Origin of the sequence: Isoptericola cucumis, from assembly GCF_014635665.1 — a bacterium.
GTDB classification, from domain to species: domain Bacteria; phylum Actinomycetota; class Actinomycetes; order Actinomycetales; family Cellulomonadaceae; genus Isoptericola; species Isoptericola cucumis.
Genome location: NZ_BMDG01000013.1, coordinates 101,136 through 123,226, shown reverse-complemented (window position 1 = coordinate 123,226; position 22,091 = coordinate 101,136). Strand labels below are relative to the sequence as shown.

The 22,091-nt window shown below is 75.5% G+C and carries 23 protein-coding genes; 16 read left to right on the top strand and 7 right to left on the bottom strand.

Annotated elements, in window-relative coordinates:
- Nucleotides 1–133: 133 nt before the first annotated feature.
- The 4 genes from IEW03_RS17410 (at nucleotide 134) to IEW03_RS17395 (ending at nucleotide 3,245) form a co-directional block, all read left to right on the top strand.
- Nucleotides 134–1,531 carry a CoA transferase gene (locus IEW03_RS17410; protein WP_188524973.1) on the top strand — a complete coding sequence of 466 codons (1,398 nt, stop codon included), beginning with the start codon at nucleotides 134–136 and terminating at the stop codon, nucleotides 1,529–1,531.
- A 105-nt stretch (nucleotides 1,532–1,636) separates the two neighbouring features.
- Complete coding sequence (locus tag IEW03_RS17405) at nucleotides 1,637–2,230, top strand: sulfite oxidase-like oxidoreductase (RefSeq protein WP_188524972.1); 594 nt, start codon at nucleotides 1,637–1,639, stop codon at nucleotides 2,228–2,230.
- Nucleotides 2,227–2,955 (top strand): FAD-binding oxidoreductase, encoded by a 729-nt coding sequence (locus tag IEW03_RS17400; protein WP_188524971.1) that lies wholly within the window; start codon nucleotides 2,227–2,229, stop codon nucleotides 2,953–2,955. Before IEW03_RS17405 ends, IEW03_RS17400 begins: the two co-directional genes overlap by 4 nt.
- Nucleotides 2,955–3,245 (top strand): DUF6510 family protein, encoded by a 291-nt coding sequence (locus IEW03_RS17395; RefSeq protein WP_188524970.1) that lies wholly within the window; start codon nucleotides 2,955–2,957, stop codon nucleotides 3,243–3,245. Before IEW03_RS17400 ends, IEW03_RS17395 begins: the two co-directional genes overlap by 1 nt.
- Before the next feature lie 49 nt (nucleotides 3,246–3,294).
- On the opposite strand, the gene IEW03_RS17390 is transcribed toward IEW03_RS17395, so the two are convergent.
- Nucleotides 3,295–4,221, bottom strand: coding sequence for a Ppx/GppA phosphatase family protein (locus IEW03_RS17390; RefSeq protein ID WP_188524969.1), 927 nt, complete (start codon nucleotides 4,219–4,221; stop codon nucleotides 3,295–3,297).
- A gap of 9 nt (nucleotides 4,222–4,230) precedes the next feature.
- Nucleotides 4,231–4,632 (bottom strand): ArsR/SmtB family transcription factor, encoded by a 402-nt coding sequence (locus tag IEW03_RS17385; protein ID WP_229738397.1) that lies wholly within the window; start codon nucleotides 4,630–4,632, stop codon nucleotides 4,231–4,233.
- 96 nt (nucleotides 4,633–4,728) lie between these two features.
- Between IEW03_RS17385 and IEW03_RS17380 the strand changes: the two genes are divergently transcribed.
- Nucleotides 4,729–6,144, top strand: coding sequence for an FAD-dependent oxidoreductase (locus IEW03_RS17380; protein ID WP_188524967.1), 1,416 nt, complete (start codon nucleotides 4,729–4,731; stop codon nucleotides 6,142–6,144).
- A gap of 92 nt (nucleotides 6,145–6,236) precedes the next feature.
- On the opposite strand, the gene IEW03_RS17375 is transcribed toward IEW03_RS17380, so the two are convergent.
- The 5 genes from IEW03_RS17375 to IEW03_RS17355 form a co-directional block, all read right to left on the bottom strand.
- Nucleotides 6,237–6,671 (bottom strand): arsenate reductase ArsC, encoded by a 435-nt coding sequence (locus tag IEW03_RS17375; RefSeq protein ID WP_188524966.1) that lies wholly within the window; start codon nucleotides 6,669–6,671, stop codon nucleotides 6,237–6,239.
- A 14-nt stretch (nucleotides 6,672–6,685) separates the two neighbouring features.
- The gene (locus IEW03_RS17370; RefSeq protein ID WP_188524965.1) at nucleotides 6,686–7,756 is read right to left on the bottom strand and encodes a metalloregulator ArsR/SmtB family transcription factor; all 1,071 of its coding nucleotides are present in this window, start codon (nucleotides 7,754–7,756) and stop codon (nucleotides 6,686–6,688) included.
- On the bottom strand, nucleotides 7,753–8,865 hold the full coding sequence (gene arsB / locus IEW03_RS17365; RefSeq protein ID WP_188524964.1) for an ACR3 family arsenite efflux transporter: 1,113 nt from the start codon (nucleotides 8,863–8,865) through the stop codon (nucleotides 7,753–7,755). The genes IEW03_RS17370 and arsB overlap by 4 nt, the downstream gene beginning before the upstream one ends.
- 106 nt (nucleotides 8,866–8,971) lie before the next feature.
- Nucleotides 8,972–9,352, bottom strand: coding sequence for an SHOCT domain-containing protein (locus IEW03_RS17360; RefSeq protein WP_188524963.1), 381 nt, complete (start codon nucleotides 9,350–9,352; stop codon nucleotides 8,972–8,974).
- A 184-nt stretch (nucleotides 9,353–9,536) separates the two neighbouring features.
- Complete coding sequence (locus IEW03_RS17355; RefSeq protein WP_188524962.1) at nucleotides 9,537–10,988, bottom strand: glutamyl-tRNA reductase; 1,452 nt, start codon at nucleotides 10,986–10,988, stop codon at nucleotides 9,537–9,539.
- Between the two features lie 49 nt (nucleotides 10,989–11,037).
- Here IEW03_RS17355 and IEW03_RS17350 point away from each other — a divergent pair, with 49 nt between their 5' ends.
- The 11 genes from IEW03_RS17350 to IEW03_RS17300 all read left to right on the top strand — a co-directional run bounded on the left by IEW03_RS17350 (nucleotide 11,038) and on the right by IEW03_RS17300 (nucleotide 21,778).
- The gene (locus IEW03_RS17350) at nucleotides 11,038–12,249 is read left to right on the top strand and encodes a uroporphyrinogen decarboxylase (RefSeq protein ID WP_188524961.1); all 1,212 of its coding nucleotides are present in this window, start codon (nucleotides 11,038–11,040) and stop codon (nucleotides 12,247–12,249) included.
- On the top strand, nucleotides 12,246–13,760 hold the full coding sequence (locus IEW03_RS17345) for a protoporphyrinogen/coproporphyrinogen oxidase (RefSeq protein WP_188524960.1): 1,515 nt from the start codon (nucleotides 12,246–12,248) through the stop codon (nucleotides 13,758–13,760). The genes IEW03_RS17350 and IEW03_RS17345 overlap by 4 nt, the downstream gene beginning before the upstream one ends.
- 190 nt (nucleotides 13,761–13,950) lie before the next feature.
- A complete protein-coding gene (gene hemC / locus IEW03_RS17340) occupies nucleotides 13,951–15,030 on the top strand; it encodes a hydroxymethylbilane synthase (protein ID WP_188524959.1) in 1,080 nt (359 codons plus the stop codon).
- Entirely contained in the window at nucleotides 15,027–15,830 is an 804-nt protein-coding gene (locus tag IEW03_RS17335) for a uroporphyrinogen-III synthase (RefSeq protein ID WP_188524958.1), read from the top strand. Before hemC ends, IEW03_RS17335 begins: the two co-directional genes overlap by 4 nt.
- Nucleotides 15,831–15,886: 56 nt before the next feature.
- Complete coding sequence (gene hemB / locus IEW03_RS17330; RefSeq protein ID WP_229738404.1) at nucleotides 15,887–16,837, top strand: porphobilinogen synthase; 951 nt, start codon at nucleotides 15,887–15,889, stop codon at nucleotides 16,835–16,837.
- A gap of 14 nt (nucleotides 16,838–16,851) precedes the next feature.
- Nucleotides 16,852–18,183, top strand: coding sequence for a glutamate-1-semialdehyde 2,1-aminomutase (gene hemL, locus IEW03_RS17325; protein WP_188524956.1), 1,332 nt, complete (start codon nucleotides 16,852–16,854; stop codon nucleotides 18,181–18,183).
- A gap of 107 nt (nucleotides 18,184–18,290) precedes the next feature.
- A complete protein-coding gene (locus IEW03_RS17320; RefSeq protein ID WP_188524955.1) occupies nucleotides 18,291–18,581 on the top strand; it encodes a hypothetical protein in 291 nt (96 codons plus the stop codon).
- The gene (locus IEW03_RS17315) at nucleotides 18,578–20,011 is read left to right on the top strand and encodes a hypothetical protein (protein ID WP_188524954.1); all 1,434 of its coding nucleotides are present in this window, start codon (nucleotides 18,578–18,580) and stop codon (nucleotides 20,009–20,011) included. Before IEW03_RS17320 ends, IEW03_RS17315 begins: the two co-directional genes overlap by 4 nt.
- 29 nt (nucleotides 20,012–20,040) lie before the next feature.
- The gene (locus IEW03_RS17310) at nucleotides 20,041–20,580 is read left to right on the top strand and encodes a hypothetical protein (protein ID WP_188524953.1); all 540 of its coding nucleotides are present in this window, start codon (nucleotides 20,041–20,043) and stop codon (nucleotides 20,578–20,580) included.
- 2 nt (nucleotides 20,581–20,582) lie between these two features.
- Nucleotides 20,583–21,215, top strand: coding sequence for a hypothetical protein (locus IEW03_RS17305; RefSeq protein WP_188524952.1), 633 nt, complete (start codon nucleotides 20,583–20,585; stop codon nucleotides 21,213–21,215).
- Nucleotides 21,212–21,778, top strand: a complete 567-nt coding sequence (locus IEW03_RS17300) for a hypothetical protein (protein WP_188524951.1) — start codon at nucleotides 21,212–21,214, stop codon at nucleotides 21,776–21,778. Before IEW03_RS17305 ends, IEW03_RS17300 begins: the two co-directional genes overlap by 4 nt.
- The last annotated feature ends 313 nt before the right edge of the window (nucleotides 21,779–22,091 follow it).

Sequence of the window (22,091 nt, the reverse complement as noted above, 5' to 3'; positions counted from 1 at the left end):
AGTTCAAGACCACTGGACTAGAAATGGCGGCCCCAGGAGGGCCCTGCCACGCGGCGATCCTCACGCTGACCGGCGAAGATGGACCACCGGTCCGTCCGCAGATCCGTCGCGCAGGACGGCGTAGCGTCGGGACATGGAACCGTGGCGCCGCCTGGTGGCGGAGTACGAGACGGGCCTCGGCGAGGACGCCCCCGCGCCGGCGGCGCCCTCCGAGCCGCCCGTGCCCGACGGCGCCCGCGACGCGTGGCTCGCCGCCACGCTCCCCGTCCTCGATCTCGCGCTCGGCGCGGTCGCGGCGCTGTGCGCCGCCGCGGCCCGCGCGGGCGCGACGGGCCCGCTCACCGAGCGCGGCCCGGACCCGGCCCGCGTCGCGGCATCGTTCGGCTCCGACCGGCTGCTGCGCCTGGACGGCCGGCCCGTCGAGGGGTTCGCGCCGCTGTCCGGGTTCTTCCGCACCGCCGACGGCTGGGTCCGCACCCACGCCAACTACCCGCACCACCGCTCCCGGCTGCTGCACCTGCTGGGCCTGCCCGACGGCACCGGCCGCGAGGACCTGGCGGCGCGGCTCGCCGACGCCGACGCGGCGGCCCTCGAGGACGACGCCGCGGCCGCGGGCGCGATCGCGGTCCGGGTGCGCGACGAGGACGAGTGGCGCGCCTCCGCGCCCGGGACGGCCGCCCGCGCGCACCCCCTGGTCCGTGCCGCACGGCGCGCCGACGGCGTCGCCCGCCCGGCGGCGGCCATCGGCGGGGAACCGGAGGCGGGCGGGCGCCGCTCCGGAACACGCGGGGGCCCGGCCCCGCTCGCGGGGGTGCGGGTGCTCGACCTCACGCGCGTCATCGCGGGCCCCGTCGCGACGCGGGCCCTCGCCCAGCTCGGCGCCGACGTGCTGCGCGTCGACCCGCCGGTGCCGGCCGAGATCCGCTGGCAGCACCTCGACACCGGCCAGGGCAAGCACAGCACGCTGCTCGACCTGCACGACGCCGGCGACCTCGACCGCGCCCAGGCGCTGCTGGACGAGGCCGACGTGCTCGTCACCGGCTACCGCCCCGGCGCCCTCGACCGCTTCGGGCTGCGCCCGCCGCCGGGCGTCGTCCGCGCCCGGGTCAGCGCGTGGGGCGACGCGGGCCCGTGGGCCCACCGGCGCGGCTTCGACTCGATCGTGCAGGCGGCGTCGGGCGTCGCGCTCGTCGAGTCGCCGGACGGCACCACCCCCGGGGCGCTGCCCGCGCAGGCGCTCGACCACGCGACCGGGTACCTGCTCGCCGCCGGCGTCGTCGACGCGCTCGCCGCGCGGGCGGCCGACGGCAGCGGCCGCGACGTGGACGCGGCCCTCGCGCGCACCGGGGCCTGGCTGCTCGACGCCGGGCCCCGCGACCACGCGCACCCGCCGGCCGCCGCTCCGTCGTCGTCCGCGACGGTGAGCCACGGCCACCGGCCGCGCGTCACGACCGCCCGGCCCGCGCTGCCGGGAGCCGACGACCACCGCTCCCCCGCCCGCCCCTGGGGCACGGACCACGCCACCTGGTGACCGGCCCGCCCCTGCGGGCCGAGCCCGTCGGTCCCCGCTGGCGAGGCCACGGCGGGTCTGCTCTGATCGTGGGGCCGACACGGAGCACCCATCGGGAGGCCTGCCATGAGCATCGTGACGCGGGGGTTCGGAGGGCGTCGCGACGACCCGGGTGACGACGTGCCGCCGGGCCAGTTCGTCACGCAGGACTTCCCCGTGCTGTCGACGGGCCCGACGCCGTCCGTCGACGAGGCGCACTGGCAGCTGGCGGTGCACACCGAGACGGGCGCGGCGCACCGGTGGTCGTGGGACGAGCTGATGTCCCTGCCTGCCGAGGACGTCACGACCGACATCCACTGCGTCACGCACTGGTCGAAGCTCGGGACGACGTGGCGCGGCGTCTCGCTGGACACCCTCTTCGCCGACGTGGAGACGAGCGCCGACTTCGTCATGGCGCACTCCTACGGCGGCTACACCACCAACGTCCCGCTCCAGGACCTGCTCGACGGGCAGTCGTGGGTGGCCTACGAGTTCGAGGGCGAGCCGCTGGAGCCGGTGCACGGCGGCCCGGCCCGGCTGCTGGTGCCGCACCTGTACTTCTGGAAGAGCGCGAAGTGGTTGCGCGGCCTCGTCATGGAGGACGACGACCAGCCGGGGTTCTGGGAGAGCAACGGTTACCACGCCTACGGCGACCCCTGGCTCGAGCAGCGGTACTCGTGACGGCCGGGGCGACCGGCGGCTGGCACGTCGCGACCGTCGTCGGGGCACGCCCCCTGACGCGCTCGGCACGCGAGCTCACGCTCTCGGTCCCGGGGCTCGAGGCGTCGTCGCCCGGGCAGCACCTGGACGTGCGCCTCACCGCCCCGGACGGCTACCAGGCCACGCGCGCCTACTCCCTGGCCGCCACCGGACAGGCGGAGCGCGCCGACCTCGTCGTGGACCGGGTGCCGGACGGCGAGGTGTCGCCGTACCTCGTGGACGTGGCACGTCCCGGGGACCTGATGGAGGTGCGCGGCCCGCTCGGCGGCTACTTCGTCTGGCGCCCCGGCGACCCCGGGCCCGTGCTCCTGGTGGCCGGCGGCTCCGGGGTCGTGCCGCTGCTGGCGATGCTGCGGGCCCGGCGGGCGTCGTCGAGCCGCGCCCCCTTCCGGCTCGTCTGCTCCGTGCGCGGCCCCGCGGACGCGATCGGCCGCGAGGAGATCGACGAGCCCACGCCCGGCGTCGAGGTGCACTGGGTGTTCTCCCGCGAGTCGCCGCCGGGGTGGCCGACCCGCCCGCGCAGGGTGGCCGACGACGACCTGGCCGCACCCGGGTTCACCGCGGCCGACGGGCCCGACGTCTTCGTCTGCGGCCCGACCGGCTTCGTCGAGGCGGCCGCGGCCCTGCTCACCGGACTCGGCCACGCGCCGGACCGGGTGCGCACCGAACGCTTCGGAGGTGCCTGATGGACCGTCCCGCGCACGACGCCCCGCTCGACGGCAACGCCGTCGCCGGACTCCTCGGCGAGGCCTTCGCCTTCGAGACGACGCTCGCCTTGGTCCGCTGCGCCACCTGTGGGCGCACCGACGTCGTCGCACGGGCCCGGGCACACGTCAGCGCGATGGGCGCGATCGTGCGGTGCGACGGGTGCGACGCGGTGCTGCTCGTCGTCGTCGAGCGACCGGACGGGACGCTCGTCTCCACGCGCGGGGCCGCCTGGTTGCGAGCGCCTCGCCCCGCCGACCGGCCGTACTGACCTGACAGGCCGGCGGACCGGGTGTCCGGCGGTTCGTCGCCGCGGACCGTCACATGTGGTCGAGGCGCTGCAGGATGGCGCCCTCCCGCAGCGCCCACGGGCAGATCTCGACCTCGTCGACGTCGAGGGCGCGCATCGCCTCCTGGGCGACGACGCCGCCCGCGACGATCTGCAGCGCACGGCCGGGCCCGATGCCGGGCAGCACGGTGCGGTCCACGGACGACAGCCGCGCCAGCCGCGGCACCCAGTCGTCCAGGTGCTCGCGGCGCATGCGCCACCGGCCCGTGGGGCCGAGCACGTCGCGCGGCATGCCGGCGAGCCGCGCCAACGAGCGGAACGTCTTGGAGGTCGCGACGACGTGGTCGGGCGACGGCGCGGCCCGCAGCGGCCCGACGGCACCCGCCACGACCGCGCGCACGTGCGCGCGGAGCCGGTCGACGGACTCGGGGGCCGGCGGGTCGGACTCGAAGAGGAACGCCCGCGTGGTGCGGCCGGCGCCGAGCGGGAGCGACACCGCGGCGTCCGGGTCCTCGTCGACGCCGGTCGCGAGCTCCAGCGAGCCGCCGCCGATGTCGAGCAGGAGCAGGCGGCCGGCGCCCCAGCCGTACCAGCGGCGCGCGGCGAGGAACGTCAGCCTGGCCTCGTCGTCGCCGGCGAGCACCTCGATCGGCACCCCGGCCCGCTCGGCGAGCGCCGCCAGCACCTGCGGGCCGTTGGTCGCCTCGCGCAGGGCGGAGGTCGCGAGCGCCAGCGTCTCGTCGGTGCCGTGGGCCCGGCCCAGGTCGGCCGCCGTCCCGACGGCCTCGGTGAGCGCGGCGACGCCCTCGTCGGAGATCGAGCCGTCCGGCTCGAGGTAGCGCATGAGGCGCACCACGGAGCGCTGCGACACCTGCGGCACGGGCCGCGCGGCGGCGCGCGCCTCCATGACGAGGAGGTGGACGGTGTTGGAGCCGATGTCGATCACGCCGAGCCGCATCGACACACGCTATCGGGCGGGGGTCCGCCCGTCCGCCGCCCGGTCGCCGGCGAGCCCCACGAGCCCGGCGGCGGTCGCGCCGAGCGCCCCGGGCACGAGCGAGTAGTAGGCCCAGCGGCCGCGCTGCTCGCGGACCAGCAGCCCGGCGTCGACGAGGATCTTGAGGTGGTGGCTCACCGTCGGCTGCGCGAGCCCGACCGGCTCGGTGAGGTCGCAGACGCACGCCTCTCCGCCGCCCGCCGCGGCGACGATCGACAGGAGCTGCACGCGCGTCGGGTCGCCCAGCGCCTTGAACGTGCGCGCGAGGTCGCGGGCGTCGGCCGCGTCGACGGGCGCGACCACGGGGCCGCAGCAGCCGGCGCCGCCGACGGCGGCGGCCGGGGCGAGCAGCGGCAGGTCGGTCGTGGTCATGCGGGCCATCTTGCCACGCATCGAAGAATATGGATACGTTGTCGACTGTCAGGCATCGACGTTCTTCGATGCTTCGTGGACACGAAGGAGTGCGAGATGGTCACCACGGTGCGGGACGAGCTTCCGGTGGTCGTGATCGGCGCAGGGCCCGTGGGCCTGGCCGCCGCCGCCCACCTGCTGGAGCGGGGCCTGGAGCCCCTGGTCCTGGAGGCCGGCGCGCAGGCCGGTGCGGCGATCGCGTCGTGGGGGCACGTGCGGCTGTTCTCGCCGTGGCGCTACGACGTCGACGCCGCGGCCCGCCGGCTCCTGGAGCCGACGGGGTGGACCTCGCCCGACCCCGACGCCCTGCCCACCGGCGCCGAGCTCGTCACCCGCTACCTCGCCCCGCTCGCCGCCACCCCGGCGATCGCCGCCCGCCTGCGCACCGGCACCCGCGTCCTCGCCGTGGCCCGCGACGGCGCGGACAAGACCCGGTCGCTGGGCCGCGAGCGGCAGGGCTACCGGGTGCGGACGGTGGACGCCGCCGGCCGCGTCACCGACGTCCTCGCCCGCGCCGTCGTCGACGCCTCCGGCACGTACGCGACGTCGAACCCGCTGGGCGTCAGCGGGCTGCCGGCCGCCGGTGAGGCCGACGCCGCGCCGTTCGTCACCGGCCCGCTGCCCGACGTCCTCGGCGCCGACCGCGCCCGGTTCGCGGGGAGGCACACGCTGGTCGTGGGGATGGGCCACTCCGCGGCGAACACGCTGCTGAGCCTCGTGGAACTGGCCGAGGGCGCGCCGGGCACCACCGTCACCTGGGCGATCCGCGGGGGGTCCGCTCGCCGGCTGTTCGGCGGCGGCACGGACGACGAGCTGCCCGCCCGCGGCCTGCTGGGCACCCGGCTCAAGGAGGCCGTGGACGCCGGGCGCCTGCGCCTGCTCACCCGGGTGTCGATCTCCCGGCTCGTCCCGGGCGCGGAGTCGGTGCAGGTGCTCGGCACCACCAAGGACGAGGCCCTCGCCCTCGACGCGCACGCGATCGTCAACGCCACCGGCTTCCGCCCCGACCTGGGCATGCTGCGCGAGGTGCGCCTCGACCTCGACCCGGTGGTCGAGGCGCCGAGCGCGCTGGCGCCGCTCATCGACCCGAACCAGCACTCCTGCGGCACGGTGCCCCCGCACGGCGAGGCCGTGCTGGCCCACCCCGACGACGGCTTCTACCTCGTGGGCATGAAGTCCTACGGCCGGGCCCCGACCTTCCTGCTGGCCACGGGCTACGAGCAGGTGCGGTCCGTGGCGGCTGCGCTGGCCGGCGACCGGGCCGCGGCCGACCTCGTCGAGCTGAACCTGCCCGCCACCGGCGTCTGCTCCACCGACCTCGCGCTGGACGCCGACGGCGAGCCCGGCGCCGGGTCGTGCTGCGGGAGCGCGCCGGCCGAGCCGCAGCTGGTGACGCTGGGCGTCGGCGCCCCCGCCGGGGTCGGCTTCGGCACCGGCGTCGCCCACGGCCGCTCCGGCGACGACGAGGCCTGAACCAGGGTCGAACCCCTTCGAGAACGCGATCGTGGACGTCATCCGCCCAGATGACGACCACGATCGCGTTCTCGAAGGGGTGGGGGCCGAGGTCAGATGGCGGCGGGCTCGACGCCGAGGGAGTCCAGGAGGCCCAGCACGCGGCGGCGGATGTCGTCGCGGATGGGGCGCACGGCGTCCAGACCCTGGCCCGACGGGTCGTCGAGCTCCCAGTCCTCGTAGCGCTTGCCGGGGAAGATCGGGCAGGCGTCGCCGCAGCCCATGGTGATCACGACGTCCGACGCCTGCACGGCCTCGGTGGTGAGCACCTTGGGCTGCTCGGCCGTGATGTCGATGCCGACCTCGGTCATGGCCTCGACGGCGACGGGGTTGATCCGGTCGGCGGGCATCGACCCGGCGGAGCGCACGTCGACCGCCCCGCCCGACAGGGCGCGCAGGAATCCCGCCGCCATCTGGGAGCGGCCGGCGTTGTGCACGCAGACGAACAGGGCGGACGGCTGGGGCGCGCGGGCGGTCGTGTCGGTCATGGTGTTCTCCGTCGTCAGGGCTGGGTGGGCAGGTCGGTCGGCAGGTCGGGCGGCAGGGCGAGGTCGGGCAGCAGGTCGGCGAGGAGAGCCCGGACCCGCCGGTCCAGCTCGTCGCGGATGGCGGCCACGCCGGCGGGCGAGGCGAGGGCCGGGTCGCCGACGAGCCAGTCCTCGTACCGCGTGCCGGGCAGGACGGGGCACACGTCGCCGCAGCCCATGGTGACGACCACGTCGGCGGCACGGACGGCGTCGTCGGTCAGCGGTTTGGGGAACGGGTCGTCGGTGCCGAGGGCGGCGAGCTCGGGGCGCACGGCGGGGTGGACGTCCGCGGCCGGCGTGGACCCGGCGGAACGGACGACCACCCGGTCGCCGGCGTAGCGACGCACGAGCGCGGCCGCGAGCTGCGAACGGCCCGCGTTGGCGACGCACACGAACAGCACCTGGGGGCGCGCCGTGCCCGCGTCGCGGGTCAGGTCGGCCAGCCGCTGACGGGCGAACCGGTCGGTGAGGGTGAGCAGGTGGGCGGACACCGTGGCCGAGCGGGCGAGCGCGGTGTACGACTCCCGCACGGTGCGCAGCACCACGTCCGCGCCCAGCCCGGCGTGCTCGACGACGAGGTCCGCGGCGAGGCGGTCGAGCGACGCGTCGACGTCCTCGAGCCCGGCCAGGTGCGGACGCTCGCCCCCCGCGGCCAGGGCGGCGGGGGCGAACGCCTCCAGCATCGTGCTGACCGCGGACTTGTAGCCGGGGGTGATCCGGTACCAGACCCACGTGCCGCGCCGCTCGGAGGCGAGCACGCCGACGTCGCGCAGCACCTTGAGATGGTGGGAGACCGTGGGCTGGGACACGTCCGTCAGCTCGGCCAGGTCGCAGACGCACGCCTCGCCCGACGGCGCGGTGGCGACGAACGAGAGCATCCGCAGCCGCAGCGGCTCGGCCAGCGCCTTGAGCGCGGCCGCGACCACCCCCGCGGCCTCGGTGCCGATCGCGTGCGCGTCGACCTGTGACCCGCAGTCCGGGTCGCGCGGGGCCGCGAGCGGCGTCGCCACGGTCGTGCCGGTCGCCGCAGTCGTGCCGGTGGTCATGACCTCACCTCGTTCAGCTCTCGTGCGGGTGCCGCCGTGGCGTACGGGTCGGCGGCGAACCAGCGTCGGCCGACCCACAGGGACACGTAGACCAGGCCCACCAGGACCGGGACCTCGATGAGCGGTCCGACGACGCCGGCCAGCGCCTCGCCGGAGCTGGCGCCGAAGGTGCCGATGGCCACGGCGATGGCGAGCTCGAAGTTGTTGCCCGCAGCGGTGAACGCGAGCGTGGTGGTGCGGGCGTAGCCGAGGTCGAGCACCTTGCCCAGCACCGTGCCCAGGCCCCACATGACGGCGAAGTACACCAGCAGCGGCAGGGCGATGCGCACGACGTCGACCGGGCTCGACGTGACCGCCTCACCCTGGAGCGCGAACAGCAGCACGATCGTGAACAGCAGCCCGTACAGGGCCCACGGGCCGATGCGGGGGACGAACCGCTCCTCGTACCAGTCGCGGCCCTTGGCACGCTCACCGAACCAGCGGGAGGTGAACCCGGCCACCAGCGGGATGCCGAGGAAGACCAGGACGTTCAACGCGATCTCGCCCACGGAGACGTCCAGCCCTTGGCTGTCCAGCCCGAGCCAGCCGGGCAGCACGGTGAGGTAGAAGTACCCGAGCAGGGAGAACGCGACCACCTGGAAGACGGAGTTGATCGCGACCAGCACGGCGGCCGCCTCCCGGTCCCCGCAGGCCAGGTCATTCCAGATGACGACCATGGCGATGCAGCGGGCCAGGCCCACGACGATCAGCCCGGTGCGGTACTCGGGCAGGTCGGGCAGGAACGTCCACGCGAGGGCGAACATCAGCGCCGGGCCGACGATCCAGTTGAGGACCAGCGAGGAGACGAGGAGCCTCTTGTCCCCGGCGACGGCCGCGACCTTGTCGTAGCGGACCTTGGCCAGCACCGGGTACATCATCACCAGCAGACCGAGGGCGATCGGGACCGAGATGCCGCCGACCTCCATCGCAGCAAGCAGGTCCGAGACCCCTGGCACGAAGCGCCCCAGCGTGATCCCGCCGAGCATGGCGAGGCCGATCCACAGCGGGAGCCACCGGTCGAGGGTGGACAGACGGCGGGCGGCAGGCTGGTCCCGCGCTTGTATCGACATACGTCTATGTTGACACACGTCAATATAAGCGACCCACGGGCACACGCACGACGACGCCCGGCCCCGCGGGTGCGGGACCGGGCGTCGACCGGGTGGGCGGATCGCCTCAGGCGAGCGCCTTGGCCTTCAGCCGCTCGAACTCGTCCGGGGTGATCGAGCCCTCGTCGAGGAGGCGCTTGGCGGACGCGATCTGGTCGGCCGGCGACGGCTGCGTCGCGACCGACTGGATGTACGCCTCGGTGTCGGCCTTCGCCGTCTTCACCGCGGCCACCTGCCGCTCGGCCATGCCCCGCCCGCGGGCGATGAGGTAGACGAGGGCCGTGAGCAGGGGGATGAAGATCAGGCAGATCACCCACAGCGCCTTCCACCAGCCGGAGAGCTGGTGGTCACGGAACAGGTCCGTGAGGATCTGGAACAGCACCATCAGGTAGGCGATGAAGAAGAAGATCCAGATGAGATAGAGGATGTAGTCCCAGAAGCTGTCCATCGTCGGAGGGTCCTTCCGTTGCGGGTCAGGTTCTCGGCGGGAACCGGCACCCGAACCGGGTTTCCGCGTTCAGGACGCTAGTCCCGGCATGCCGGATGTGCTCGTCGAAACAGGGTGATGCCGGTCTCGTCCGTCGAAACGTGCCACTCCGGGACGTTCACGGCACGCCGCGACGCCTCCGCCGTCAGTGCGACCGGCTGGGCTCCTCGGCCGCCACGAGGGCCTCGGCCCCGGTGACGACGGCCGCCTCCTGTGCCCGCGCCCGCGCGAGCGCCGCGGCCCGGACCTCGACGATCCGGGAGTGCAGGGCGGAGTGCACCCGGCGACGCACGCCGCGTGCGATCGCGTCGAGGTCGGACTCGTCCGGCGTCTCGCCACGGGGCGCCAGCTCGGCCGCCAGCCGCGCGGCGGCGTCGTCCACCTCGGCACGGATCCGGGTCTCGGCCTCGTCGAGCAGCGCGACGACCGCGGCGTCCGCCGCGCGCCCGAGCCGCGTCTCCTCGAACGCGTCCGCGGCGCCGTCGACGATCCGGCGCGCCTCCGCCACCCCCGCGGCGGCCGCCGGGGCGTGCGCCTTGAGGGTGCTCAGGTCGTAAAGCAGCACGCCCTCGACGTCCGCCACGCGCGGGTCGACGTCACGGTGCAGCGCCAGGTCGAGCACGATCAGCGGCGCGCCGGTCTCGCGCCGGCCCGAGCCGGTCGACGGGCCGTCCGCCAGGGCCGACGCCCGCTCGCGGGCCCGCACCACCGCGGCGGCGTCCAGCACGTACTCCAGCGACACCTCGGCCCGGGCCTCGACCGGCTCGCCCGCCACGGACCCGCCCGCCGGCGCGCGGCCGCGGGCACCGGAGCAGGAGACCACGACGTCGGCGTCGGCCAGCGCGTCCACCAGCGCACCCGGGACGTCCGGCACGGCCTCGATGCCGTGCGACGCCGCGAACTGCTCGGCACGGCCCGACCGGGAGTAGACCCGCACGTCGTCACAGCCCCGCGCCCGCAGCGCCGCGACCGACGCACCGGCGTAGGAGCCGGTGCCGATGAGCACGACGCGCGCGCCGCGCCACGGTGCACCCGCCGGCCCTGCCTGCCCCGTGAGGTCGCGCTCCGCGAGGTCGAGGCCGAGCGAGACGACGGACCGGCCCGCCGCGCCCAGCGCCGTGCGGGTGCCGACCTGCTTGGAGGTGCGCGACGCCGTCTGGAACAGCAGCTCGAGCGTCTTGGACGTGGTCCCGTCGGCGCGGGCCTCGGCGAGCGACCGCTTCACCTGTCCGGCGATCTCGCGCTCCCCCACCACCATCGAGTCGAGCCCGGACGCCACGGCGAACAGGTGCTCGGTCACCTCCGGGCCCGTGCGCACGGTGAACGACTCGACCGCCGTCGGTGTCGAGACGCCCGAGCTCGCCGCGACCAGCTCGGCCACGTGCCCGGTCGCGTGCCGCACGGCGTCGCCGTCCAGGGGGGCGTCCACGTCGAGGTAGAGCTCGAACCGGTTGCACGTGGAGATCACCACCGACCCCCGCACCGGACCACAGGAACCGACGACGGCGCGGCCCACGGACGCCGAGCCGGTGGACAGTCGCTCGAGCGCGTCGAGGTCCAGCTCGCGGTGGGAGGCGGTGAGAGAGAGGAGTACCACAGTGCTCCAACTTTAAGAGAGGCGAGCCCCCGGGGCAGAATCATTGACCGTGACATCCCCCACGCATCCTGCCGCCGCCCCGGCGCACCTGCCCGCCGACCATCCGCTGGCCGACGGACGGACCGCCGGCGCCCCGCTGGTGCGTGCCCTGCGGGGCGAGCGCCCGTCCGACGCCGCCGGGACGATCCCGGTGTGGTTCATGCGCCAGGCCGGCCGGTCGCTGCCGGAGTACCGCGAGGTCCGTCAAGGAACAGGGATGCTCGAGTCCTGCCTCATGCCACACCTGGCGGCGGAAATCACCCTCCAGCCCGTGCGCCGGCACCGGGTCGACGCCGCCATCTTCTTCAGCGACATCGTCGTCCCGCTGCGCCTGGCCGGAGTGGACGTCGACATCAAGCCCGGCGTCGGGCCCGTGATGGACCGCCCCTACCGCACGGCCGACGACGTGGCGCGGCTGGTCGAGCGCGACCTCACCGACGCGGCGCTGGAGCCGATCACCGAGGCGGTGCGGCGCACGGTCGCCGAGCTGTCCGCCGAGCACCGGTACGCGGACCGGACGGGCGCGCACGCCGTCGAGGGGGTCGACGCCGACGCCGCCGTGCCGCTCATCGGCTTCGGCGGCGCGCCGTTCACGCTCGCCGCCTACCTGGTCGAGGGCCGCCCGTCGCGCGACCACCTCGCCGCCCGCACCCTCATGCACGCCGACCCCGAGACGTGGGCGCGCCTCACCGCCTGGACGGCCGACCTCACCGGCCGCTTCCTGCAGGCCCAGGTGCTCGCGGGCGCGTCGGCCGTGCAGCTCTTCGACTCGTGGGCCGGGTCGCTCTCGCTGGCCGACTACGAGGCGCACGTCGCGCCGTCGTCGACGCGCGCGCTCGCGCACGTCGCCGGCCTCGGCGTCCCCGGCATCCACTTCGGCACCGGCACCGCCCACCTGCTGCCGGCGATGCACGACGTGCTCACGCGTGCCGGTGTCGCCCACCCGACCGTCGGCGTCGACTACCGCACCCCGCTCGACGAGGCCGCGGCCCTGCTCGCCGCCGGGCCCACCTCCGGGACCGGCGCCGGCGTGCCCCTGCAGGGCAACATCGACCCCGCCCTGCTCGGCGCCCCGTGGCCCGTGCTGGAGGCGCACGTGCGCGACGTCGTCGCCCGGGGGGCCGCCGCACCGGGGCACGTCGTCAACCTCGGCCACGGCGTCCCGCCCGAGACCGACCCCGCCGTCCTGACGCGCGTCGTCGAGCTGGTGCACAGCCTGTGACACCACCCCTCCCACCTTCCGAGCCGGGCTCCGGTCGCGGGCCGGAGGTCGTCGACGCCGTCGTCGTCGGCGGGGGCGTCGGCGGGCTCGTCGCCGCGCGCACCCTGGTGAACCGGGGGCTGCGCGTGGTCGTGCTCGAGGGGGCCGACCGCGTGGGCGGGCCCGTGCGGGGCGGGGCGTTCGGGTCGTTCCCGCGCCTGCGGCTCGACCTGGGGGCGGAGTCGTTCGCGGCGCGCGGCACCGCCGTCGCCGACCTGGTCGCCGAGCTGGGGCTCGACGTCGTGAGCCCCGCGCCCCTGTCCGCCTGGGGGTACGCCGCCGGGCAGGCGTTCCCGCTGCCGAGGGCCGGCGTGCTGGGCATCCCCGCCGTCCCCTGGGCGCCCGACGTGCGGCGCGCGATCGGGTGGCCGGGCGTGCTGCGTGCGGCCCTGGACCGCGTGCTGCCGCGGTTCGTCGCCGACACCACCGACCTGGGGACGTTCGTGCGCTCCCGGCTCGGGCAGCGCGTGGCCGACCGGCTCGTCGCCCCCGTCGCCACCGGGGTGCACTCCGCGCCGCTGGACCGTCTCGACGTCGCCGCCGTCGCGCCCGGCCTGCTCGACGCCTTCGCCGCCGAGTCGTCGCTGTCGCGCGCCGTCGGCCGACTGCGGGCCGCCGCGCCCGCCGGGTCCGCGGTGCGCGGGATCGACGGCGGGATCCACGCGCTCGTCGAGGCCCTCACGGGCGAGGTCGCCGCGAGCGCCGAGGAGTGGGTCGACTCCCCGCGGGTCGACCAGACCGGCCCCATCCACACCGTGGTGCGGGTCGGGCAGCGCGTGAGCGGCGTCGAGCGTCTCGACGCCGGCCCGGGCGGCACCTGGCTGGTGCGCACCGACGCCGGCGCGCAGGTGGCCGCCGAGCGGCTGGTCGTCACGACGCCCGCCGTCGCGCCGCTGCTCGCCCCGTGGCTGCCGCCCGCGCCCGACGGCGGCGCCGTGGCGGTGCCGACGCCGGAGCGGGGCGCCGACGTGTGGCTCGTGACGCTGCTGCTCGACGCGCCCGAGCTCGACGACGCCCCCCGCGGCTCCGGGATGCTGGTGGCGCCCGACGCCGCGGACGGGCCGGGGCACGAGGGCGGCGCCGGGGTGCGGGCGAAGGCCCTCACGCACGCCACCGCGAAGTGGCCGTGGCTGGCCGAGCGGGTGCGCAAGGCCGTGGGCGAGGGCGTGCACGTGGTGCGGCTGTCGTACGGGCGGCTGGGCTCGGAGACGGAGCCGCCGACCGCCGAGGAGGCCGCCCGCGACGCGTCGGTGCTGCTCGGCGTCGACCTCACCGACCGGGTGCACGACCACCTGCTGCAGCGCTGGGACGGTTCCCTGCCACCCCCGACGCCGGCCTACCGTGCGCAGGTCGCGTCGTTCACGGACGCCGTCGGGCGGACGCCGGGGCTGGCCGTCACCGGCGGCTGGATCGCCGGGACGGGGCTGGCCGCCGTCGTCGCCCACGCCCAGGCCACCACCGAGCACCTCTGACGCCGTCCTCGCCGCGGTAGTGCCTCCCGTGCTCCGGTAGGTCCCCCCGGGCACTACCGGAGCACGGGAGGCACTACCTCGCGGCACCGGGCGGCCGAGGATCTGACCGCGCGACAGCAACCGTGTGAGATCGGCCTCCGAGCCCGGCCGCGGTTGTCCACAGGCCGGGCGACTGCGAGAGACTGGGGCGGTGAGCACCTCCTCCTCGCCCGGAACGTCGCCCGGAACCGCACCGCTGCGCCTCGGCACCCGCGGCAGCGCGCTGGCCACCACGCAGTCGGGCACGGTCGCCCGCCGGCTGGAGGAGCTGCTGGGCCGGCCGGTCGAGCTGGTGCGCATCCGCACCGAGGGCGACGTGAAGACCGGGTCGCTGGCCACGCTCGGCGGCACGGGCGTCTTCGTCACCGCCCTGCGCGAGGCGCTGGCCGACGGCCGGTGCGACGTCGCCGTGCACTCCCTCAAGGACCTGCCCACCGCCCAGCCCGACGGCCTGACCATCGTCACCCCGGAGCGCGAGGACCCTCGGGACGCGCTGTGCGCGCGGGACGGCCTCACGCTGGAGACGCTGCCGCGCGGGGCCCGTGTCGGGACGGGGTCGCCGCGCCGCGCCGCGCAGATCCAGGCCGCGCGCCCCGACGTCGAGCTGGTCGACATCCGCGGGAACGTGGAGACGCGGCTCGCCCGCGCGCTCGGCCCCGACGCCGACCTCGACGCCGTCGTCCTCGCGTACGCGGGCCTGTCGCGGCTGGGCCGCACCGAGGTCGTGACCGAGGTGCTCGACGCGAAGGTCGTGGCCCCCGCGCCCGGGCAGGGCGCGCTCGCCGTCGAGGCCCGGACCGGCGACCTCGGCGCCTCGGCCCTGGCCGGCGCGTTCACCGCCCTCGACCACCGGCCCACGCGCCTGTCCGTGCGCGCCGAGCGCGCCGTGCTCGCCCGGCTGGAGGCAGGCTGCGCCGCGCCGGTCGGCGCCCACGCGCGCGTCGAGGCGGGAGAGCTCCAGCTCACCGCCGTGGTCGCCCGCGTCGACGGCACGGAACAGCTCACGCACTCCGCCGCGACGCCCCTCGCGGCCGACGCCGACCCCCGCACCCAGGACGACGCCGCGCACGCCCTCGGCGTGCGGGTCGCGGAGGCGTTGCTCGCCGACGGCGCCGCCCGGCTGGCGCCGCTCACCGTCGGCGCCGCCCCGGCGGAGCTCGACCCCGCCGCCCGCGCCGACGTCGCCCCCTTGCGCGCGCCCACCGGCACCGACGACCCGGAGGGCGCGTGACGTCCGCAGCGGTCCTCGTCGCGCGTGCGCCGGAGCGCGCCGCGGGGCTCGTCGCCCGGCTGCGGGACGGCGGGCTGGACGTCACCGCGGCCCCCGTGATCGAGCGCGCACCGGCCACGGACCCCGCACCGCTGGACGAGGCCGTGCGGCGGCTCGTGGGCGGCGCGTACGCGTGGAGCGTCGTGACCAGCGTCAACGCGGTCGACGCGCTGCGCGCGGCCGCCGGCCGCACGGGCACCGACCTGGCCACCGCCGCGACCCGTTGGGCCGCCGTCGGGCCGGCGACGCGCACCGCCCTCGAGGGCGCGGGCCTGCGCGTGGACCTGCTGCCCGCCGACGACGACGCGACCGCGGCGGGGATCGTCGCCGCGTTCCCGGCGCCGGGCGGCACGGCGGGGACCGCGGCCCGCGTGCTGCTCCCGCTCGGCGACCTCGCGCGCCCCACGCTGCCCGACGGCCTGGCCGCGAAGGGCTGGGAGCCCGACGTCGTCACCGCCTACCGCACGGTGCGGCGCGAGCTGCCCGCCGACGTCGCCGCCCGCGCCCGCTCCGGCGGCTTCGACCTCGTCGTCGTGACGTCGGGGTCGGTCGCCCGCGAGGTCGCCCGCCAGGCCGGGACCGCCACGCCCGTCGTCGCGATCGGCCGCCCCTCGGCCGACGTGGCACGCGCCGCCGGCCTCACCGTGGCCGCCGTCGCCGCGTCCCCCACGGACGAGGCGCTCGCCGCCGCCGTCGTCGCCGCCCTGACGACCTCCGACCCCTCCCCGACCGACGTCCTCACCTCGAAGGAGCACCCGTGAGCAGCCCCACGTCCGGCATCGTGTACCGACCGCGCCGCCTGCGCACCACGCCGCGCATGCGGCGTCTCGTCGCCGAGCACCGGCTGCACGCCGCCGACCTGGTGCTGCCGCTGTTCGTCAAGGAGGGCATCGACGCACCGGCCCCCATCGCGAGCATGCCCGGGCAGGTGCAGCACACCGAGGCGAGCCTGCGCGACGCCGTCGCCGAGGCCGCCCGCGCGGGCGTGGGCGGCGTCATGCTCTTCGGCATCCCCGCCGAGCGGGACGCCACCGGGACGGCGGGCGACGGCCCCGACGGGATCCTGCAGCGCGGCCTGCGCGTCGCGCGCGAGGCCGTCGCCGCGGTCGAGGGCGAGACCGGCGCCCCGGGGCCGGTGGTCATGGCCGACACGTGCCTCGACGAGTTCACCGACCACGGGCACTGCGGCGTGCTCGCCGACGACGGCACCGTCGACAACGACGCCACGCTCGAGCGCTACGCCACGATGGCGGTCGCCCAGGCGCGGGCCGGGGCGGACGTCGTGTCGCCGAGCGGCATGATGGACGGCCAGGTCGCCGTCATCCGCGACGCGCTCGACGACGCCGGCTTCGCCGACGTCAGTGTCCTCGCCTACAGCGCCAAGTACGCCAGCGCGTTCTACGGCCCGTTCCGCGACGCCGTCGACTCGGCTCTCCAGGGCGACCGCCGGACCTACCAGATGGACGCCGCCAACTCCCGCGAGGGGCTGCGCGAGGCGGACCTCGACCTCGCCGAGGGCGCCGACATGGTGATGGTCAAGCCGGCCGGCACGTCGCTGGACGTGCTGCGCGGCGTCGCCGACCGCTCCGACGTGCCGGTCGCGGCGTACCAGGTGTCCGGCGAGTACGCGATGATCGAGGCGGCCGCCGCGAACGGCTGGATCGACCGGCGCGCCGCCGTCCTGGAGTCGGTGCTGGCCATCAAGCGCGCCGGCGCCGACGTCGTCCTCACCTACTGGGCGACCGAGATCGCGGAGTGGATCAAGTGACGGGAGCAGATCAGGTGAACCCCAACCACACGGCGTTCCTGCGCGCGCAGGCCGCGATCCCCGGGGGCGTGAACTCGCCCGTGCGCGCCTACGGCTCCGTGGGCGGCGACCCTCGGTTCCTCGCCAGCGCCCGCGGGCCGTACGTGACCGACGTCGCGGGTCGCGAGTACGTGGACCTCGTCTGCTCGTGGGGGCCGGCGCTGCTGGGCCACGCGCACCCGGAGGTCGTGGCGGCCGTGCAGGACGCCGCAGCCCGCGGCCTGTCGTTCGGCGCGCCCACCGTGGCCGAGGTCGAGCTGGCGGAGGAGATCCGCCGCCGGGTGCCGGTCGCGGAGCGCGTGCGCCTGGTGTCCACCGGCACGGAGGCGACGATGACGGCGGTGCGCCTGGCGCGCGGCGCCACCGGCCGGCCGCTGATCGTGAAGTTCGCCGGCTGCTACCACGGGCACGTCGACGCGCTGCTGGCGGAGGCGGGCTCCGGCGTCGCGACCCTGGCGATGCCGGGTACCGCCGGGGTCACCGAGGCGTCCGCGGCCGAGACCCTCGTGCTGCCGTACAACGACCTCGCGGCCGTCGAGGCCGCGTTCGCGCAGCGCGGCTCGCAGATCGCGGCCGTCATCACCGAGGCCAGCCCCGCCAACATGGGCGTGGTCCCCCCGCACGAGGGCTTCAACGAGGGCCTGCGCCGCATCACCCGCGAGCACGGCGCCCTCATGATCATGGACGAGGTGCTCACCGGCTTCCGCGTCGGGCCGTCCGGCTGGTGGGGGCTCGAGAACGACGCGATCCGCGCGGCCGGCGGCGAGGGGTACGTCCCCGACCTGCTGACGTTCGGCAAGGTCGTGGGCGGCGGGATGCCGGTGGCCGCGATCGGCGGTCCGGCCGCGCTGATGGACCAGCTCGCCCCGACCGGCCCGGTCTACCAGGCGGGCACCCTGTCCGGGAACCCGGTGGCGGTGGCCGCGGGCCTGACGACGCTGCGTCTGGCCGACGACGCCGTGTACGCGCGGGTCGGCCTGGTCGCCGACACCCTGGCGGCGGCGCTGTCCGACGCCCTGTCCGCCGAGGGCGTGGAGCACCGCGTGCAGCGCGCGGGCACCCTGTTCTCGACCTTCTTCGGGCCGTTCGCCGCCGCCGAGGGCGTGCGCGACTACGCCCAGGCCCAGGCGCAGGAGGTGTTCCGGTACCGCGCGCTCTTCCACGCCCTGCTCGACGCCGGGGTGAACCTGCCGCCGTCCGTCTTCGAGGCGTGGTTCGTCTCGTCCGCGCACGACGACGCCGCGGTGAACCGGGTCCTCGACGCCCTGCCGGCGGGGGCCAAGGCGGCGGCCGCGGCACGTCCCTGACCAGCCGGCGGGCCGGGAGCTCGCCTGTGGACGGTCGTCCGGCCGTCCGCGACGTCTCGTCTACCCTCGTCCAGGCACCGAAGCAAGGCACGACAGGGGGGGACCTGGTGGGAGAGCGGCTGCAGCTGGACCTCGACGGCGTCCGGGACACGGCGTCCCGGCTCGGGTCGATCGGGTCGGCGCTCGAGGGCGCGGAGACCGCGGCGAACGAGCTCGCCACGATGATCGGGCACCCCGCGCTCGCCCGCGCCGTCGGGACGTTCGGCAACAACTGGGACGCCGCGCGCACCGAGCTGATCGAGAAGCTGGACGGCCTCCAGCAGGCGACCGGCGCCGTGGCCGACATGTTCACCGATGCGGACGCCGAGCTCGCACGCGCCGCGGAGGGCGAGCGGTGACGGCGCGCACCGAGGCGCTGCGCCGCAGCTACGAGATGCAGCCCCTGGAGGGCAACGCGGAAGGAATCAGCCAGCACGCCACCCGGTACTCGCAGCTCGCCGGCGACGTCGGGCGGGCGGTCGGGGATCTGAAGACCGCCATCGCCGACACCGAGTCGCACGAGTCCGAGGCGATGACGGAGCTGGCGGCACAGGCCGACGAGGTCGTCCCCCGGCTGGCGCAAATCCAGGGGCGCTACGAGACCGCGGGCACCGTGCTCGGCACGTATGCCGGGGTCCTGGCCGAGGCGCAGGGCGAGGTCGAGCGGGCCCTGCGGACGCGAGACTCGATCGCCGACGACGTCGAGCGGTACGACGTCCGCATCCGTGAGGCCGAGGGGGACGTGCAGCTCGCCGCACCTGAGGACCGGGAATCACGGCGCGACGACCTCACCCGGCTCGTCAGCGCCGTCGAACCGCTCACGCAGGAGCTCGTGGCCGCACGCGCCCATTACGACGCCGCTGTCGCGACCGCCGAGGACTCGGGTGCCCGTGCCGAGCAAGCCATCGCCGAGACTGTCGAGGCCGACGGCCTCACCGACTCCGCCTGGGACAGCTTCAAGGGCTGGGTGACGGAGAACATGGGGTGGATCAAGGCCCTCAAGGACGCCATGTCGATCATCACCACCGCGCTTGGCATCCTGTCGATCTTCTTCCCCGTCCTGTTGCCGTTCGCAGCCGGCTTCGCGTTAGCCACCCTGGCGATGAGCAGCACGCTCGCGGCCACGGGCAACGGTTCGTGGCTGGACGTCGGGTTGGATGCCGTCGCGCTTCTGACGCTGGGGGTCGGCGCAGCCCTGGGCTCGGGCGTCAAGCTCACGATGAAGGCCGTCCGCGTGACGAGGTCGGCGCGGCTCGCGTGGGCGGGATCGCGGCGGCCTGGCGTCCTCGGTGCCGTGCTGCGCCCGGCGCGCGCGAGGCTGCGGTATGGCGATGCCACGGCTCGGGTCACGGACGACCTCGCGCGGTCCATGCCGCGCGGCGTCCGGCTGGAGAACATGCAGCTCGTCGGGCGCCCCACCTATCGGAGCCTCGAGGACGTCGCCCGCGTCTTCAAGGGTGGCGGCGTCGACGGAACGGCGTTCGTCTCCGTCGCCAGGAACGCCACCGTCGGGTCCGGCGGTTTCGTCGACAACGCCCTCCTCGGGGCTGGGCGCAACCTTTCGCAGATGTCGCTCACCAACAACATCGTGGGTCTTGCCGACTCGGCAGTGAGCTGGCACGACGACGCCATCAACGGAAACATTCTCAACATTCCCGGCGGACTACGCGACGTGGTTCCTGACGAGTTCGGCGGTGACGCCCTCGGTCGCTACGGCGACTGGTGGGCCGAAGTCGATGGAGCTACCTATGACGTCGCAGGCCAGTGGGATCCTGCGGGCAAGTCATGACACGACGGCAGATCTCCGACCGTTGGGACATGGTCGGCAAGTTGGCCTTCGTCGTCGCGATGTGCTCGTGCGCCGAGATGCTGATCTTCGTGATCCAGGGACTGATCGGTCTGGCTATCGGCGGGTTCGGGTCCACCGGCGTCGTCGGTGTCGCCTGGCGCAACCTGGCGTGGTTGCCCGTCGTCATCTACGCCGCCGCGGTGGTCCTCAGCATTCCGCTGCCCCGTTGGCCCGGGCGGGAAACCCGATGGTCTGGGAACGGCAAGGTCCGCATGCCACCGATGGGCAGAGGAATGCTTCTGCTCTTTGGCTGGATCCTCTTCCTCGGGACCGCCCTCCACGTCTTGTCACTCCGCGGACAGGATGAACCGATGGACGACGCATCCGGGTATGTCATCGTCGCCTGGGCCGGCGCGGTCGCGTTGCTCTTGCTCCGGATCGTTCTCGGCACGTTGCGTCTGCTCCCCCGGTCGTGGCGCGTACTCCCACCGGACGACGGGCCGCCGGTGGCGGATACCCGCCCCGACGTCGTGATCCCCGACCAGCGGTTCGCCCCGAAGGACGGCTGACGATGAACGAGACGTCCACGCCCGGCTACGCGCTGATCCTGCCGCCCGGCTTCGTGCTCGTCCCCGCGCAGGGCGACGTCGAGGCGGACGTGCGCGCCGTCGTGCAGCGGCACTACGAGGGCGTCCCGCTCGACGACCGCACGCGAGGCCGGGTGCGCCACGTGGAACGATCCCTCACCGCCGCGGTCCGGTCGGCCAAGGAGCGCGGCGTCGTGGACGTCGTCCTCCCGCTCGGCACGCCGTGGAAGGTGCCGGTGTCGCTCGCACTCGCGTTTGCCCCGGCACGCCGGGACGGCGGTCCGCCCGTAGGGCCGGCGTCGACGATCGTCACCACCCGTGCCGGTGACGCCCGCCGCGAGGAAATCGGTCCGTCAGCCGGGGCGCCGGACCTCGACCTGCCGGGCGGGACCGCCGGCGGCACGCTGCGCACGGTGCACCACGTGTGGGAGTCCCCGTCGCCTGACGTCCCGTACCTGGTCGGCACGTTCACGGTCTCCGGTGACCGGGATCCCGAGCTCGCCCCGATGGTCGATGCGCTCACCGAGCTCGGCGACACGATCATGTCCTCCCTGCGGTGGCGCGACGCCCACGCAGAGCCTTCGCCCGCGCCCGAAGCCGTCAAGGAGCCCGCATGACGCTCAAGGTCGACTTCGACACAGACCGCTGGGTCTACGTGCCCCGCGACTTTCCGTGGAACGGCTACGCGACGGCGGACGAGTGGGTCACGACGGTCACCCGCCTCGCCTCGGGGGCCTTCGAGTACGGCGAGGACGCGTCGGGTCGGCTCGAGCTTTTCCTGCGTCAGCTGCTCGCCTACCCGCGCATGACGCCTGACCTCCACCGGTTCGCCCTGCTCGGCGCCCCCGACGGCTCGCTGGAGATGGTGCAGGTCCTGGAGAACCCCACCGACGAGGCCATGCCCGCCGACCGGCTCCTCGGCCTGCCCGAGCCGGACGCGACGCGCGCACCGGAGGTCACCACCGTGCACGGCGGCCTGGGGACCGGTCGTCGGGCCGTCCGCTACACGCGGGCCGACAGCATCGGCGGCGACATCGTCGTCTCCGTGAACTGGGGCTGGCGGACGGGCGGCAGCGACGTCGTCGTCATGTACGGCACGTCGAACCTCGTGCACCTCGACGCGGTCCTGCCGGTCCTCGACGAGTTCGCCGCGTCGATCAGCATGGCGGACGCGTCGTGACGGGGCGCCTGAAGATCGACCCCACGCTCGACCCGTCGGAGTTCCGGGCCCGGTAGCGCAGTGTCCTGGGGCGGAATGCGGAGCATCGGTGTCGCAGCTCCCGCCTGGAGCACCCACCCGGACGACGCCTACGCGGCGCTTGTCGCCGAGACGTGACGCAGGTGCGGCGGCGGCGGGCCTGTGGTAGTCCGGTGACGTCGGACCCTCGACGGCGAGGGGGTGCACCAGCAGGGGGCGCGTCGGCGCGATCGGCGACGGTGCAAACGACCGGGGCGACGTCCGCCCGCGGTCGTCGGTGACCACGGGTCCGGCA